Source organism: Mesorhizobium sp. WSM4823, assembly GCF_055811195.1.
This window is the reverse complement of record NZ_JBVVQL010000005.1, coordinates 159,739-175,128: the sequence shown is the minus strand read 5'-3', so window position 1 is coordinate 175,128 and position 15,390 is coordinate 159,739. Positions and strand designations below refer to the sequence as shown.

The following is a 15,390-nucleotide window of genomic DNA, read 5'->3' as shown; positions in this document are numbered from 1 at the left end:
TTTCGGGCATGGCGATGAAGGACGGCGAGGTCTTCGGCATGACGCAAGCGGGTGAGGCCGTCCGCCGCTTCACCATCCGCGGCGGCGGCCTCACCGCCAACATCATAGGGCTGGGTGCGATTATCCAGGATCTGCGCCTGACCGGGCACGATGCGCCGCTGGTGCTCGGCTATGACAGTTTCGAGCCCTACGAGACGGACACGGCTTTCTTCGGAACCGTCGTCGGACGCTATGCCAACCGCATCCGCGACGGCCGCTTCACGATCGCCGGCCAGCGCTACCAGACCGAGCGCAATTTCCTCGACAAGCACACGCTGCATGGCGGCTCGCAAGGTTTTTCCCACCGGCCATGGGAAGTTTCGCTGCATGGCAGGGATTTTGTCACCCTGACCCTGCATGATCCCGACGGCACGATGGGCTTTCCCGGCGCGCTTGACGTGACCTGCACCTACAGGCTGAAGATCCCCGGCACGCTCAGCGTCGAGATGACCGCCACCTGCGAGGAGCCGACGCTGTGCAACCTCACCCAGCATTCCTATTTCAACCTGGATGATGGCGGCGCCGGCGACATCCTCGACCATCGGCTGATGCTGAACGCCGGCGCCTATCTTCCGGTCGATGGCGACCTGATCCCGACCGGCGTCGTGAAACCGGTCGACGACACGCCGTTCGATTTCCGCCAGGCGCGGCTGCTGCGCATGGAGAGCGAGGGCAAGCAGCTTGCCTACGACCATAATTTCTGCCTTGCCGCGACGCGCGGACCGCTCAGGCAGGCGTCATGGGCACAAGGGGCAAATTCCGGCGTCGAGATGGAACTCTGGACCACGGAGCCGGGCGTCCAGCTCTATACCGGCCAGTATCTGGCGCCGCCTTCGCCGGGACTAGGGGGACGTCATTACAAGGCCTTTTCGGGCTTCTGCCTGGAACCGCAGGTCTGGCCGGACGCGCCGAACCGGCCGTATTTCCCACAGGCGACGCTATGGCCGGGCCAGATCTACCATCATGTGACGGAATACCGGTTCAGGCTGCCTTACGCATGAGCTGGAAGCCGGTACCGGATTTTACGGTGCTACCTTCGGTTCGGAAAGCGATCATGTCCGCCGTCCAGGCAGACAGATGCCCTGGCCGAGACAGCAGGTCCGCTCTAAGGAGCATACGCTCCCAAGCGAACCTGAAGCCCATCAACGCTGTGGTACCTGCTTCGTCAAATGGCTTGGCCGCCGGACACTTCGATCCGCTGGGCATTCACCCAGCGATTATCCTCGGATAACAAGCTGGCGATCATCGGCCCGATATCGTCCGGCATGCCGACGCGGCCGAGCGCAGTCATTTCCGCGAACACCTTGTTGAGATCAGGCATGTCGCGGACAGCGCCGCCAAGGAAATCGGTTTCGATCGCGCCCGGCGCCACCGTGTTGACCGCGATGCCGCGGGCGCCCAACTCCTTCGCCATATAAACGCTAAGCACCTCGACCGCGCCCTTTACCGCGGAATAGGCGGCGAAACCCGGGTACGACATCCTGGTGAGGCCCGAGGAGAGGTTTACGATACGTCCGCCGTCCGCGATCAGCGGCAGCAGCTTCTGGGTGAGGAAGAACACGCCCTTGAAGTGGACATCAACCAGCCGGTCGAACTGCGCCTCGGTCGTCTCTGCGATCATAGCCATGTCGCCATGGCCGGCATTGTTCACCAGATGATCGAACGTCTCGCGCTGCCAGGTTTCGCGCAATACTGCCTGCAGGCGCTCAGTGAAAGAAGCGAAGGTGGCGACGTCGCCGGTGTCGAGTTGCAGGGCGGCCGCTCTGCGGCCGGTTGCCTGAATCTCTGCGACGACGGCCCGAGCGTCCTCGCTCCGGCTATGGTAGGTGAGGACAACGTCACCGCCGCGGCGTGCGATGCCGAGTGCGGTGTTGCGCCCGAGTCCGCGGCTGGCGCCAGTAACGAGTGTGATCTTGGTCATGGCCTGCTCCTTTGTTTGCACCACTGCTGTGGCCGGGCTGATATCGGCCCGGTGGGCAGGCTTTTGTTGCCGGAAGCTCGGTTGTTTTTGCCTAATCCTCCAAAACTCTTTGCGTGTCGGGCAGCAAAGGAATAGTTTCGGTCCATGACCGCGCTCCTCAATGCCGTCCGCCGCTATGCAGACGCCAATGCCGACCCAGACGGCATGGCGCACACCCCGATACCGGGTCTCAACACGGTGCGGGCGACGGCACCCAGCGATCTGGTCTACGACATCTCCCGACCGCTTGCCTGTCTGGTGGTCCAGGGGAGCAAGCACGTCACGATAGGTACTCAGGGCGTCGCTTTCTCCGCCGGGGATTCGCTGCTGATCACGGCAGACGTGCCAACGGTGAGCCAGATCACCCGCGCCAGCATCGCAACCCCTTACTATTCGCTGGTTCTGGAACTCGACCCGGCGGTCATCGCGGAGCTGAGTGTGCAAATAGGCGCTCAGCATGTGGCCGACCACGCGCCCGTGCGGGTTGACCCGACTGACGCTGAGGTCGCCGATGCGGCCCTGCGTTTGATGCGGCTGCTCGATCGCCCTGCATCGGTCCCGGTGCTGCAGGCCCAGCTTGTGCGCGAGATGCACTATTGGCTGCTGGCCGGACGGCACGGGTCGGCGATCCGACATCTGGGGTGGCCAGACGGTCACGTGCAGCGCGTGGCGCGCGCGGTCGCAGTGCTTCGGGCAGAGTTCGCGCAGCCTTTGCCGGTCGAGCGCCTGGCGGCTTTGGCCGGGATGAGTACGTCCTCATTCCACCAGCACTTTCGAGCCATAACCTCGCTCTCTCCCCTGCAATTCCAGAAACAATTGCGCCTGATTGAGGCGAGGCGGCTGATGCTATCGGAGGGAAAGACTGCGAGTAGCGCGGCATTCGCGGTCGGCTACGAAAGCGTGTCGCAGTTCACCCGGGAATATGGTCGTCTGTTCGGCCGGACGCCTGTGCGGGATGCCAAAGAAGCGAGAGGCAGAACCTTGGCCGCCGCTTGAGGGTCGATACCCCCGGAGGCGCAAAGCAGCCACGAAGCGCGAGCGGAGAGTACTGTCGCGCGTCGAGCGCAGAAGGGGATCATCCGCTTCGGGCGAACGTGCGACGCCTGTAATCGGCGGTTCCCTCGGAATGCCGCCACACTTGTTACTCCCACCCTCCGCTTTCCGGTGCCAAACTATCTCCACACCACAACGCGCGATGGGCAGCGAATGCAAAGGCGCTTCAGTCACCGGCGCCGGAATTCGCCCAAATCAGGAGGTATCAAAGCCATGACTGCATCAGCCAAGAACGGTCGGACAAGCGGACAGCCCGCCATGCATACACCACCGGTCGTGTCGCCACAGGCGTGGGAGGCGGCCCGCGAGCAACTGCTCGTGAAGGAAAAGGCCCAGACCCGCGCCCGCGACGCGCTGGCCGCCGAGCGGCGGCGGATGCCGTGGATGGCGGTGGAGAAGAATTATGCGTTCGAGGGGCCTGACGGAAAGGCCAGCCTGCTCGACCTGTTCGACGGTCGGCGTCAGCTGATCGTCTACCGCGCCTTCTTCGAGCCCGGCGTGTTCGGCTGGCCCGACCATGCCTGCCGGGGCTGCTCCCTTGTGGCCGACCAGGTCGCCCATGTCGCTCACCTGAACGCCCGTGACACCACCCTTGTCTTCGTCTCGCGTGCGCCACAGGCCGATATCGCGCGGCTGAAGGCGCGGATGGGGTGGGAGATGCCGTGGTTCACGCTCACCGACAGCTTCGACGCCGACTTCGGCGTGGACCAGTGGCATGGTCACAACGTGTTCATCCGCGACGGCGACCGCGTGTTCCGCACCTACTTCATCGACAACCGCGGCGACGAGCAGATGGGCGGCACCTGGAACTACCTCGACATCACGCCCCTGGGCCGGCAGGAGGCCTGGGAGGACTCGCCCGAAGGCTATCCCCAGACCCCGGCCTACAAGTGGTGGAACTGGCACGACAGCTACGCCGCGGATCCAGCAGCCGACAAGAAGTGGGCCGAGGTGTCGGAGGCCGGAGAGGCGGCGTTCCGGGAGGCCAGCACGAAGGCGTGAGTAAGGCCTGTTCCGGTGAATCGGGCGGACGGCGACGGTTGGTCTGAGGGCCATCGATCCGCCGCCCGCTCCTGATCGCGTTTGGTAGTGAGTTATACGGTCCCGGTCTTGCGAACACCGGACGGACCTTGCGCGCGCTCTCATCACGCTTCTGCGGCGACGACGGCTTGCAGTTGCTCAGGGTGCTCCGCCGCTACTCACGCGGATTTGACGACCAAAAATGGGCGCTTGTGGGTAACCGGTCTCGCCCGGAACCTCGCGGCGGGAGCCGGACGGCCGACATAAAAACCCTGGATTTCATCTATGTCGAATTCGCGGATTAGAGCCATCTGCTTGTCTGTTTCCACGCCTTCGACCAAGATTTTATGGCCGCGGTTTCGGACCAGGGCGATGATGTCTTGCAGCATCGCCTTGCCCCTTGGGGTGCCGCAGTCATGAAGAAACGAGCGGTCAATCTTCACTGTATCGAAGTCGATAAGACGAAGCCATGAGAGGCCGGCGAAGCCGGTGCCGAAATCGTCAAGCCATATCCTGATGCCAAGCAGCTTCAGGTCGCTGATGCAGCGAAGAATGTCGGAGTGCATCTCCATCTCCAGCCCTTCGGTGATTTCGAAGGCAAGCCTGCTGCCGGCTACGCCGGTCTCGCTCAAAATGGCTGCAACAGACGTTGCGAAGCCGGGCGTCTTGAGCTGAATTGGAGAGACGTTGACACTCACGACACGGATGTGATCGTCGACCAGGAGTTCAGCGCACACTGTCTTTATGGCCCAGCGCCCGAGTTCCAGGACCGCGCCTGTTCGTTCCGCGACGGGAATGAACAGGCCCGGGGGAACCAATGTGCCGTCCAGCATCTTGAGCCGCATCAGCGCCTCGACAGCTTCAACTCGGCCCGACGCGACATTCTGGATAGGTTGGTAGACGAGTGAAACGAGATCCTGGCCGATCGCGATCTTCAGCAAAGCCGCAACGTTCTCGCTCTCATCGCTGCTCTGGGGATCGTTGGGATCGAACAGCCAAGTACAATTGCGGCCGCCCGCTTTTGCCAGATAGAGCGCGCGATCGGCCTCGTAGATGATCTTCTCCAGCTTGGCGCCAGTCTGCACCCTGGTGAACGCAGCCCCAACGCTCACCGTCACCACCGAGGTTCCATCTCTCCGGTGCTCGTGGGGAAGCGCCAGGTTCTGCACCGTGCTTCGAATGGCCTCCGTAATATCTGCGACCTGTTCTCTTTTTTCCATGCGGGCCAGGACAATGAATTCTTCACCGCCGTATCGGCCGATCGAGCCATTGTGCTGCTTGACCATATCGGCAAGGGCATTGGCGACAAGAACCAGGCAGCGGTCGCCCTCTTGATGCCCATAAAAGTCGTTGAACCTTTTGAAAAAGTCCACGTCGATGAGGATCGCAACAAAACTGCTGCCAAATTTTTGCCAGTCGCTCCAGTAGTCCCGCAGCTTCTCGTCGATCGCCCGCCGATTCTCCAGGCCCGTAAGCGGATCGGTTCTCGACAGACTCAACAGTGCCTGTCCGCGTTCGGTGGCTTCCTTGTGCTGGATTTTGGCTTCGAGGGCATTCAGGAAGACGTTGTAGCGCTCCTCGTTCAGCTTCCAGTTTACGTAAGATGTAAAGGTGAAGCATGATATGTAGAAGGTTCCAAATACCATTTTGTACGTCAGTGTGGAGGGCACAAGATAATTTACGATATATAAAATTACCAGTATTATCGCTGAAGTTAGAATAGAAACACTGAATTTAAATGTGAAAAATAGATTAGCACTCATCATGAATATGGTGCCGAATACCATGTAGTAGGAGACACTTTCCTTGTCCGCGCCCATAACCGCTGGGCAAAGCCAGCCAACATAGCCAAAGATGATGGCTCCGGCGCAAGTCACGTCGATCCATTCCGTTGCGACTCCCCGGCGAAGTTGCGCCTCCAAGATCAGGAGCGCAGTCATTCCGACCGCGAAGCGTGCCGTGATCGTATAGATCGCCACATCCGGAATCAGCAGCAGATCCGTTGCCGAAAACATCAGATAGATGGCAACGGCGATCCAAAGCCCCGGCCTGGCGTCCATTCTTCGCTTCGCCTGGCCTTCCTTTCGGTAGAGGTTGCGAAGCTCGTCGGACCGCGGTTCGTAGTGCAGCTCGAACGGTTCCGCATCGGCAATGTCCGCCAATGCAGGTGACGCGCGTTCGTTCGTCACGACAAATCCCGTTTGAACGGGGCTTTGTATTCCAAACTCATTTCTGGCTTCTGCCCCCACGCCGGCCGACTCCTCAGGCGCGACAGCGATTGCGGCGCCTCGCACACAATATGCAGTCGCGCAAATAGGCTTTCGTTAACTCGTATCGGGAATTCGACCCGCAAGGCGTCCAAAGAACTGGGATGGTTGGCGAAGAATTAACGACACCGTTAAAATGCCGAGTGTGTGTGTCTTGGCAAAGATAAAATTTTACGCAATATCTAGCTAATATCTAGCTAATTGTAATTATGGAGTCTGCGGTGGCAACCATCCTCGATGGCAAAAGTCTGATCACTGCCGAGACGATCGCCGCCAGTCTCCCTCGAGGAAAGCTCGAGCTCCATCGCAAAGCGTTCGAAACCGCCCGAGCGGAGCTTGCGCTCGTTCTCCACTCGACACACCAGCAAGTCGAACAACGAAAAGATCCCGCGGAGGTCATTCGTCGTCTGATGTCGTACCTCGACGCAACGCGTTCCAAGGTTCATCCGGACGTTTGGCAAGCATTGATACCGGTCGTGCAGAACCACCCGATATTGGAGTACTTTCTCGAGGATCCGCTCACGCGGTGGTCCCATGACAAGCCCAGAGGTTATTCTGGCGACGCGCAGTTGCTCGACTACATCTATTGTGATCCGCACGTGGCCGAGAGCGTGGCCAGCGCCTCGGAGATCGGCAAGGCACTCTACAGCCACACCAAGGATGTACCGTCGTGCGTCGCGGCACGGGAACGGCGCGATCTTTTGACCCGGTATGTCGATGAGATTGCGATCAAGAATGGACCGCAGACCGAGGTCCTGGCGATTGCGGCGGGCCATTTAAGGGAGGCCAATCGTTCCGTCGCCTTGCGGGAGGGCCGTCTCAAGCGCTGGGTTGCGCTCGATCAGGATCCTCAGAGCGTTGGATTGATCACGCGAGACTTCCAGGGCACCGCGGTCGAGGCCATCGACGGCTCGGTACGGACCGTGCTTACGAGAGGCCACAAGCTTGGCAAATTCGACTTCATCTATGCCTCCGGCCTTTACGACTACCTTGCGCACAACGTCGCCGTGAAGCTCACCAAAACCTGCCTGCAGATGTTGAAGCCGAACGGGACATTCCTGTTCGCGAATTATGCAGAGGGCAACCCCGACGCCGGCTACCGGGAGACGTTCATGAACTGGGTACTGCTGCTGCGGTCGGAAGCCGATATGTGGAACATCATCAATGCCAGCGTCGACCGCAACACCGTCGAGGCGCAGGTGTTTTTTGGCGAGAATCGCAACGTGCTTTATGGCGTCATCCAAAAGCGCGCATAACCACTGCCTTGGGCTGCAAGGTGCCGTCCGTTGGCGGCAGCCATCGTGATTGTATTTTGTTGCTAATCTTCGAACGCCGCCCTTAGCGTCTGGAACGGCGCCAGCGCGCCGCGCACCTGCACGACGCTTGCTGCGACGCGATGCGCGCGCAGCACGGCCTCGGTCGGGGCATGGCCGGCAAGCCGGGCGGCGAGATAGGCGCCATTGAAGGAATCGCCGGCACCGGTCGTATCGACGGGCGCGGCGACATGCACGGCCGGAACGGGCCGTAGCGTTCCGTTGGCGGCGATCAGCGCCGGCTCCTCGCCATTCTTGACGACGACTTCGCCGACCAGCTTTCCCAGCCGCTCGGCGGTTGCCTGCGGCGCTGCGTCGCCGAACAGCATCTGCTCGTCGGGGAAGGTTGGCAGCGCGATGTCGGTGACTGCGAGTGCGTCGAGGATCGCGGCCTGCGCTTCTTCACGCTGGTGCCACAAGCGCGGCCGGTAGTTGGGGTCGAAGGCGACGAGCGAGCCGGCGGCGCGCGCCTTGGCCACAGCCGCCAGCAACGTCTTGCGCGCGGCTTCGTCGAGAATTGCCAAAGTGATTCCGGAAAAGTAGACAAGCGCTTGGTTTTCAAGGCTTTTCGCCAAGGCGGCCGCATCGGAGGCAAGCTGCCTTGCGGCCGCATCGCCGCGCCAGTAGGTGAAGGAGCGTTCGGCGCCGGTCAGCGTGATCGCATAAAGGCCGGGCCGTGCGCCTGCTATGACCGGGCTGGCGCCGATGCCGATGCCGTTTTGCGCGAAGAAATCGATCTGGTCGCGCGAGAACGGATCGTCGCCGAAGGCCGAAACATAGGTCGCCGGCCGCTCGCCGCTCAACGCATGCAGCGCCCACAACGTGTTGAACGTGTCTCCGGCAAAGCCCATGCGCCAGTTCGACCCCGTCTGGCCTGAAAGTTCGAGCATGCATTCACCGATCGAGGCGACGCCGTTTCCTGTCATAAATCCTCCTCCTAGTGCATGTCGCCCAAAAGCTTGCCCTTGGCCTGACCCCAGGGTGCGCAGCGGTTTTGGGACAACGACATGCACAAAACCAAAGACCCGGTGCTGTAGCTTTTTGCGGCCGGCAGCGCCATGCTTGGCGGCAGCAGATTTTGCGCCAGGTTCGTTTCTCAACGGCGCGGCGGGACGCGATCTGCCCAGCGAGACGTTATCTCTGGAAGAGGAACCGGTTTGGCATCGTTATGGCGTTATGTTCTGGCAGGTCTTGGTCTGGCTGCCTTGCTGGCTGGCATTCTTGCCGCCGTCTACCTGACCGCGCCGCAAGCGCCGCAACGTGCGGTCTCCGAGATTGCCCGTTCGAAGAAGACGGCACACGGGTTGTTCGTGGCCAGTTTCGGGCCGGAGCGCGGTGTTATCAGGCAAGGCGAGCTGCAATCGTGGCTGCTGACCCTCAAGACAAATGCGGGCGCCCCGGTGGAGGGCGCCGCGATCACGATTTCCGGTGGCATGCCGCAGCACAGGCATGGCCTGCCGACCAGCCCGCAGGCGACCGACTATCTGGGCGAGGGGTGCTACCGCATCGACGGGGTGAAATTCACGATGAGCGGATTGTGGCAATTGCATTTCGCCATTTCTGCCGCGGCCGGTTCCGACACGGTCGTGTTCGATGTGCTGCTGTGAACTGGGGCCGCCCCTTGCGCCTTTTCGCGCTGCTGGCGACGGCCATGCTTGCCGGCTGCGGCAAGCCTGAGTTTTCCGATGCCGAAAAGAAGACCATCGCCTCGCTGGCGCTGGCGGCGCTGCCGCCGCTGAAAACCGACAGCACCAACCGCTTCGCCGATGTGCCGGCTGCCGCCGCGCTTGGTTCGACGCTGTTCTTCGACGTCGGGATGAGCGGCGACGGCAAGGTTTCCTGCTCGACTTGCCATAAGATCGACCGGCAGTTCCAGGACGACCTGCCGCAAGCGGTCGGCTTCGGCCGCACCAACCGGCGCACCATGCCGCTGGCCGGCGTCGCGCATGATCCATGGTTCTTCTGGGACGGGCGGCGCGACAGCCTTTGGGCGCAGGCGCTGGCGCCACTGGAGAATCCGCTGGAGCAGGCGGGCAATCGCGCCGCCTATGCGCATTACATCAAGGCGCGCTTCGGCGAGCGCTATGAACGCATCTTCGGGCCGTTGCCCGACCTTTCGACCGTGCCGGCCAATGCCAGCCCGCTTGGCAATAATGCCGAAAAAGCGGCGTGGGGCACGATGACCGAAGCGCAGGCCGAGGGTGTCAACCGCGTCTTCGCCAACATCGGCAAGGCGATCGCCGCCTTCGAGCGGTCGATCTCGCCACCGCAGACGCGCTTCGACCGGTTCGCCGCCGCCTTGGCTACCGGTATACAGCCGCAAGGCACCGATGCCTTTTCGCCCGAGGAAATCCTCGGGCTGAAACTGTTCATCGGCAAGGCCAATTGCGTGACCTGCCACACCGGTCCGCGCTTCACCGACGGTAGTTTTCACAACACCGGCGTGCCGCCGGTTGCGAATTTGCCGCCGGATCGCGGCCGCATAGATGCGGTACGCCAGGTCGAGGCCGATCCGTTCAACTGTTTCGGCGCGTTTCGCGATGGCGACGCCAGCACCTGTGGCGAGCTGCGCTTCATGGTCAAGGCCGGACCGGAACTCGTCCGCGCCTACAAGACGCCGTCGCTGCGCGGTGCCGCGACCCGTCCGCCCTACATGCATGCCGGGCAGTTTTCCTCGCTCGACGAGGTAGTGGCGCATTATTCGAAGGCGCCGGCGAGTGTCGAGGGCATATCCGAGGTCCACCCGCTGCAGCTTTCGGACCGCGAACGCGCTGCGCTGGTGGCGTTCCTGAAGACGCTGGCGGAGTGACGGCTCGCATACTGACGATAAGGACAGTTGAAGAGTATTGCAAAAAAGGTATATTGCCATTCGATGAGCTGGTCGGTCGAGTTTCTCAATATCGAGGTGAGACGGGAGCTCGAAGCCCAGCCGAAAGACGTCCTCGCCAGCTTTCTGCGGATATCGCGTTTGATCGAAGCGCACGGCCTGCAGAAAGTGCACGAGCCGTAAGCATTTGGAAGGTCGGCTCTGGGAGATGCGGATGAAGGGCCGTGACGGCATTGCTCGCGCGGTCTATGTGACAGCGGCTGAGCGCCGTGTGGTTATCGTGCGGGTCTTTACCAAGAAAACCCAGAAGACTCCGCGAAGCGAGATTGAGTTGGCTCTGAAGCGAGCAAAGGAGGTCCTATGAGCCGGAAAACAATTCTCGTCGAGGAAGCCGCCAAGGAATGGTTCAAGGATCCGGCGTTTGTTGCCGAATACGACGCTTTGGAAGAGGAGTTCGCAATCGCGGAAGCTTTGATCAAAGCCCGTGGCGAAGCGGACATGACGCAGGAAGAGGTCGCAACCGCCATGGGGACGACACAAGCCGTGATTGCTCGCCTGGAGAGTGGTCGAAACATGCCCTCGACCCGCACCCTGCAGCGTTTCGCCAAGGCAACGGGATCGAAGCTCCGTATCAGCTTCGAACCGGGGAAGCCGAAGTCGCGCTCGGGCCATTGAACGCCTACCGATCCTTCACCGTCTCCATTGCCACGAACGTCGAGGTCTGGGCAACGTGGGGGAGGGCGGAGATGCGCTCGCCGAGCACGCGGCGATAGGCGGCGATGTCGGTGGTGCGGACCTTCAGCAGATAGTCGAAACTCGACGCCATCATATGGCACTGCTCGATCTCCGGCACCGCCTGCACGGCGCGGTTGAAGGCGTCGAGCGCGGCCGAGCGGGTGTCCGATAGTTTCACCTGGACGAAGGCGACATGGCCTTCGCCCATGCGCTCACGGTCGATGATCGCCTGGTAGCCCCTGATAAAGCCGTCCTTTTCCAGCCGCCTGACCCGCGCCTGCACCGGCGTCTTCGACAGCCCGACCTTTGCAGCGAGTTCCGACATGGAAAGCCGGCCATTACTGCCCAGTGCCGACAGAATGTTCCTGTCGATGCGGTCCAATTGATCTTCTGCCATGAGAATTCTGGTCCAATCGGTGAGAATTGGCTGGAACGATAGATCAAACGGCCTGGACTGTCGATTTCTTTGGACCGACTGAAATCGGTCTTTGTGCTAGCTTGCGCCATTCGGTCCGGTCACCGCCGGCCCGCTCCCTGATGCTCGCTCTACAGGACCGCCATGCCAGCGCTCGATGCTATCCGCCAGCAGATCCGTGCCAACTACTTGCCTGACGAAGACGAGGCCGTGAAGCGGCTGGCCGAGGCAACAGGGCTTTCGACGAATGAACGGAAGGCGATCTCGGTCCGCGCCGCCGATCTGGTGCGGGCGGTGCGCGGCTCGTCCGATCCGCGGCTGATGGAGGTCTTCCTGTCCGCCTACGGCCTTTCCACCAAGGAGGGCGTGGCGCTGATGTGCCTGGCCGAAGCACTGCTACGGGTGCCCGACACCGAGACGATGGACGACCTCATCGCCGACAAGATCGCGCCGCATGACTGGTCGGCGCATTCGGGGGACTCGAGCTCGATCTTCATCAATGCGTCGACATGGGCGCTTATGCTGACCGGCCGGGTGCTTGACGAAGGCGAGGGCGGCATCGAAGGCACGCTGCGCGCCATGGTGCGCCGGCTGGGCGAGCCGGTTATCCGCAAGGCGGTCGCTGCCGCCATGCGCGAAATGGGCGAGCAGTTCGTGCTCGGCCGCACCATTGCCGAGGCCGTCAAGCGCGGCCGGCCGATGACCCAGAAGGGCTATCTCTATTCCTTCGACATGCTGGGCGAGGCGGCCCGCACCGAGGCCGACGCCTTGCGCTACCACAAGGCCTATGCCGACGCCATCTCGTCGCTCGATGCCGGCGCCAACGGCCCCGATATCCGCCAGAACCACGGCATCTCGGTCAAGCTTTCGGCGCTGCATCCGCGCTATGAAGTGACGCAAAAGGAAAAGATGCTGCCCGTCATGGCCGAGCGGCTGTTGTTGCTGGCGCTGTCGGCGCGCCATTCGCGCATGGGCCTCAACATCGATGCCGAGGAGGCCGATCGCCTCGACCTGTCGCTAGACGTCATCGAACGGGTGCTGGCCGAGCCGGAGCTTGCCGGCTGGAACGGTTTTGGTGTCGTCGTCCAGGCCTATGGGCCGCGCGCGGCCTTCGTCATCGACTGGCTCCATGCGCTGGCGAAGAAATACGATCGCACCATCATGGTGCGGCTGGTCAAGGGCGCCTATTGGGACACCGAGATCAAACGGGCGCAGACGCTTGGGCTCGACGGTTATCCCGTCTTCACCCGCAAGCCCAATACCGACGTGTCCTACCTGGCCTGCGCGAAGAAGCTTTTGTCGATGACCGACCGCATCTATCCGCAATTCGCCACTCATAACGCCCACACCGTCGCCGCCATCCTGTCGATGGCCGGCGATCGTGACTCCTTCGAATTCCAGCGGCTGCATGGCATGGGCGAGGCGCTGCATGAGACGGTGCGCCGGGCCGAGGGCACGCGCTGCCGCATCTATGCGCCGGTCGGCGCCCATTCCGACCTGCTTGCCTATCTGGTCCGCCGGCTGCTGGAGAACGGCGCCAACTCCTCGTTCGTGCACCAACTCACCGATGAGGAGGTCGAGCCGAAGGATATTGCTCGCGACCCGCTTGAAACCGTTGAGAAACAGGGTCCGGCCGCCAATCCGGCGATCCCCCGACCGTCCGTGATTTTCGGTGCTGCCCGACGGAACTCCAAGGGATTCGACATCACCGATCCAGTGACGCTGGCCGCCATCGACAAGGCGAAGACCGAATTTGCCGGCCCGAACCGCTGGCACGCCAAGCCGATCACGCGGGCCGCCGGCTATGGCAAGCAGCGCCCGGTGGTCAATCCGGCAAAACCCGACGAGGTGGTCGGCACGGTCAGCGAGGCTAACGCAAAGCAGGTCGCGACCGCCGTGCGCATCGCGGTGGAGGCGCAGCCGGCATGGGCAAGACGTGCCGTTGCCGAGCGTGCCGCCATCCTCAACCGCGCCGCCGATCTCTATGAGGCCAACGCCGTCGAATTCTTCGCGCTGGCCAGCCGCGAAGCCGGCAAATCGCTGGCCGACGGCGTCGCCGAAGTGCGCGAAGCAATCGATTTCCTGCGCTATTACGCCGCCGAAGCGGCCAATGCCGAACCAGGCACGGAAGCGCGCGGCGCGATCGCCTGCATCTCGCCGTGGAATTTTCCGCTCGCCATCTTCACCGGCCAGATCGCGGCAGCACTCGTCACCGGCAATTCGGTGATCGCCAAGCCGGCCGAGCAGACGCCGCTGATCGCGTTCCGCGCCGTCGAATTGCTGCGCGAGGCCGGCGTGCCGGAAGACGTCATCCAGCTTCTGCCCGGCGACGGCCCCTCCGTCGGCGGCCCGCTGACATCAGATCCGCGTATTGCCGGCGTCTGCTTCACCGGCTCGACCGAGGTCGCCAAGCTGATCGAAAAGCAACTGGCCGAGACCGCCGCGCCCGACGCGATGCTCATCGCCGAGACCGGCGGGTTGAACGCGATGATCGTCGATTCCACCGCACTTCCCGAACAAGCGGTGCGCGACATCCTTGCCTCGGCCTTCCAGAGTGCCGGCCAGCGCTGCTCGGCGCTGCGCGTGCTCTATGTGCAGAAGGACGTCGAGAAGAAGATGCTGGAGATGCTGAAGGGCGCGATGGAGGCGCTCAGCGTCGGCGATCCTTGGCAGATCTCCACCGATGTCGGCCCGGTCATCGACGACGAGGCGCAAAAATCGATCCGTGACTATTGCACCAAAATGGGTCTGCAGGGCCGGCTGATCGCCAAGCTCGAAGCGCCGAAGGATGGCCGCTTCGTGGCGCCGCATGTCTTCCGGGTCAAGGGCATCGAGGAGATGGAGAGCGAGGTGTTCGGGCCGGTGCTGCACGTCGCCAGCTTCGACGCCGACGAGATCGATGCGGTGATCGCCGCGATCAACCGCAAAGGTTATGGGCTGACCTTCGGCCTGCACACCCGCATCGAAGGCCGCGCCCAACATTTCGTCGACGGCATCCATGCCGGCAATATCTATGTCAACCGCAACCAGATCGGCGCCGTGGTCGGCTCGCAGCCGTTCGGCGGCGAAGGGCTTTCCGGCACCGGCCCGAAGGCCGGCGGGCCGCATTATCTCAGGCGGTTCCGCAAGGGGCCGCAGGCGGGCACGCCTGTTCTTGACGGCCGCAAGGTGACGGCGACAGAGCTTGCCGACAATCTGCCAGACGCAGCGCTTGGCGGTTGGTCGACGCGGGCGGACCGCGTTGCCGTGCTCAGGAAGCATCTGCGCGGCAAGGGTGCTGCGGCGATCGGCGCCGCCGCCGGCATCGATTTCGGCCAGGTCGATCTGCCCGGACCGACCGGCGAGGCCAACACGCTGTCGCTGTCGCCGCGTGGCCGTGTGCTCTGCCTGGGACCGGACGCCGACACGCTGCTTGCCCAGACGATCCAGGCGCTCGCGGCCGGCAATGCGGTGCTGGCCGTCGCGCCGGGTGCGCCGGCTGCACTGTCGTCACTGACCGGCAAAGGGCTGCCGCTGGCGGCCATCGACGGCCGTCCCGACCCGGTCGAGGCACGCGCGCTGCGTGTCGATGTCGTCGCATTTTCCGGCACGCTCGAGGCCGCGCGCATCGTGCGCAAAGTCATCGCCGACCGTGCCGGCCCGATCGTGCCGCTGGTCAGCGAAGTGCTCAACCCGGCCGCCTACGCGCATGAGCGCGCCGTCTGTGTAGACACCACGGCGGCAGGCGGCAATGCCAGTCTGCTGGCGGCGGCGTAATGGTC

General features: G+C 62.7%; 13 protein-coding genes. 9 read left to right on the top strand and 4 right to left on the bottom strand.

All coding sequences use genetic code 11. From position 1 onward, the window contains the following. Positions 1 to 8 precede the first annotated feature (8 nt). Entirely contained in the window at positions 9 to 1,040 is a 1,032-nt protein-coding gene (locus AC0L26_RS15660) for an aldose epimerase family protein (protein WP_473633353.1), read from the top strand. A 164-nt stretch (positions 1,041 to 1,204) separates the two neighbouring features. Here AC0L26_RS15660 and AC0L26_RS15655 read toward each other — a convergent pair whose 3' ends face one another. Continuing rightward, positions 1,205 to 1,960 carry an SDR family oxidoreductase gene (locus AC0L26_RS15655; RefSeq protein WP_473633352.1) on the bottom strand — a complete coding sequence of 252 codons (756 nt, stop codon included), beginning with the start codon at positions 1,958 to 1,960 and terminating at the stop codon, positions 1,205 to 1,207. A gap of 144 nt (positions 1,961 to 2,104) precedes the next feature. Here AC0L26_RS15655 and AC0L26_RS15650 point away from each other — a divergent pair, with 144 nt between their 5' ends. Further along, positions 2,105 to 2,995, top strand: coding sequence for an AraC family transcriptional regulator (locus tag AC0L26_RS15650; protein WP_473633350.1), 891 nt, complete (start codon positions 2,105 to 2,107; stop codon positions 2,993 to 2,995). A gap of 270 nt (positions 2,996 to 3,265) precedes the next feature. After that, positions 3,266 to 4,054: a DUF899 domain-containing protein gene (locus AC0L26_RS15645; protein ID WP_354491025.1), complete on the top strand. Its 789-nt coding sequence runs from the start codon at positions 3,266 to 3,268 to the stop codon at positions 4,052 to 4,054. A gap of 197 nt (positions 4,055 to 4,251) precedes the next feature. Here AC0L26_RS15645 and AC0L26_RS15640 read toward each other — a convergent pair whose 3' ends face one another. Continuing rightward, the gene (locus tag AC0L26_RS15640; RefSeq protein WP_473633349.1) at positions 4,252 to 6,261 is read right to left on the bottom strand and encodes a putative bifunctional diguanylate cyclase/phosphodiesterase; all 2,010 of its coding nucleotides are present in this window, start codon (positions 6,259 to 6,261) and stop codon (positions 4,252 to 4,254) included. 287 nt (positions 6,262 to 6,548) lie between these two features. Between AC0L26_RS15640 and AC0L26_RS15635 the strand changes: the two genes are divergently transcribed. After that, complete coding sequence (locus AC0L26_RS15635; protein WP_473633348.1) at positions 6,549 to 7,595, top strand: class I SAM-dependent methyltransferase; 1,047 nt, start codon at positions 6,549 to 6,551, stop codon at positions 7,593 to 7,595. 62 nt (positions 7,596 to 7,657) lie between these two features. On the opposite strand, the gene AC0L26_RS15630 is transcribed toward AC0L26_RS15635, so the two are convergent. Continuing rightward, positions 7,658 to 8,578, bottom strand: a complete 921-nt coding sequence (locus AC0L26_RS15630) for a sugar kinase (protein WP_473633347.1) — start codon at positions 8,576 to 8,578, stop codon at positions 7,658 to 7,660. 231 nt (positions 8,579 to 8,809) lie between these two features. On the opposite strand from AC0L26_RS15630, the gene AC0L26_RS15625 reads away from it, so the two are divergent. The 4 genes from AC0L26_RS15625 (at position 8,810) to AC0L26_RS15610 (ending at position 11,154) form a co-directional block, all read left to right on the top strand. Next, positions 8,810 to 9,259, top strand: coding sequence for a FixH family protein (locus AC0L26_RS15625; protein WP_473633547.1), 450 nt, complete (start codon positions 8,810 to 8,812; stop codon positions 9,257 to 9,259). Positions 9,260 to 9,303: 44 nt separating this feature from the next. Beyond that, positions 9,304 to 10,461: a cytochrome-c peroxidase gene (locus tag AC0L26_RS15620; RefSeq protein ID WP_473633546.1), complete on the top strand. Its 1,158-nt coding sequence runs from the start codon at positions 9,304 to 9,306 to the stop codon at positions 10,459 to 10,461. A 232-nt stretch (positions 10,462 to 10,693) separates the two neighbouring features. Next, a complete protein-coding gene (locus tag AC0L26_RS15615) occupies positions 10,694 to 10,843 on the top strand; it encodes a type II toxin-antitoxin system RelE/ParE family toxin (RefSeq protein WP_473633346.1) in 150 nt (49 codons plus the stop codon). Continuing rightward, positions 10,840 to 11,154 carry a helix-turn-helix domain-containing protein gene (locus AC0L26_RS15610; protein ID WP_473633345.1) on the top strand — a complete coding sequence of 105 codons (315 nt, stop codon included), beginning with the start codon at positions 10,840 to 10,842 and terminating at the stop codon, positions 11,152 to 11,154. The genes AC0L26_RS15615 and AC0L26_RS15610 overlap by 4 nt, the downstream gene beginning before the upstream one ends. A gap of 4 nt (positions 11,155 to 11,158) precedes the next feature. Here the strand turns inward: AC0L26_RS15610 and AC0L26_RS15605 are convergent, their stop codons facing one another. Next, positions 11,159 to 11,611 carry an Lrp/AsnC family transcriptional regulator gene (locus AC0L26_RS15605; protein WP_473633344.1) on the bottom strand — a complete coding sequence of 151 codons (453 nt, stop codon included), beginning with the start codon at positions 11,609 to 11,611 and terminating at the stop codon, positions 11,159 to 11,161. A gap of 162 nt (positions 11,612 to 11,773) precedes the next feature. Here AC0L26_RS15605 and putA point away from each other — a divergent pair, with 162 nt between their 5' ends. Continuing rightward, the gene (gene putA, locus AC0L26_RS15600; RefSeq protein ID WP_473633343.1) at positions 11,774 to 15,385 is read left to right on the top strand and encodes a bifunctional proline dehydrogenase/L-glutamate gamma-semialdehyde dehydrogenase PutA; all 3,612 of its coding nucleotides are present in this window, start codon (positions 11,774 to 11,776) and stop codon (positions 15,383 to 15,385) included. Positions 15,386 to 15,390 lie beyond the last annotated feature (5 nt).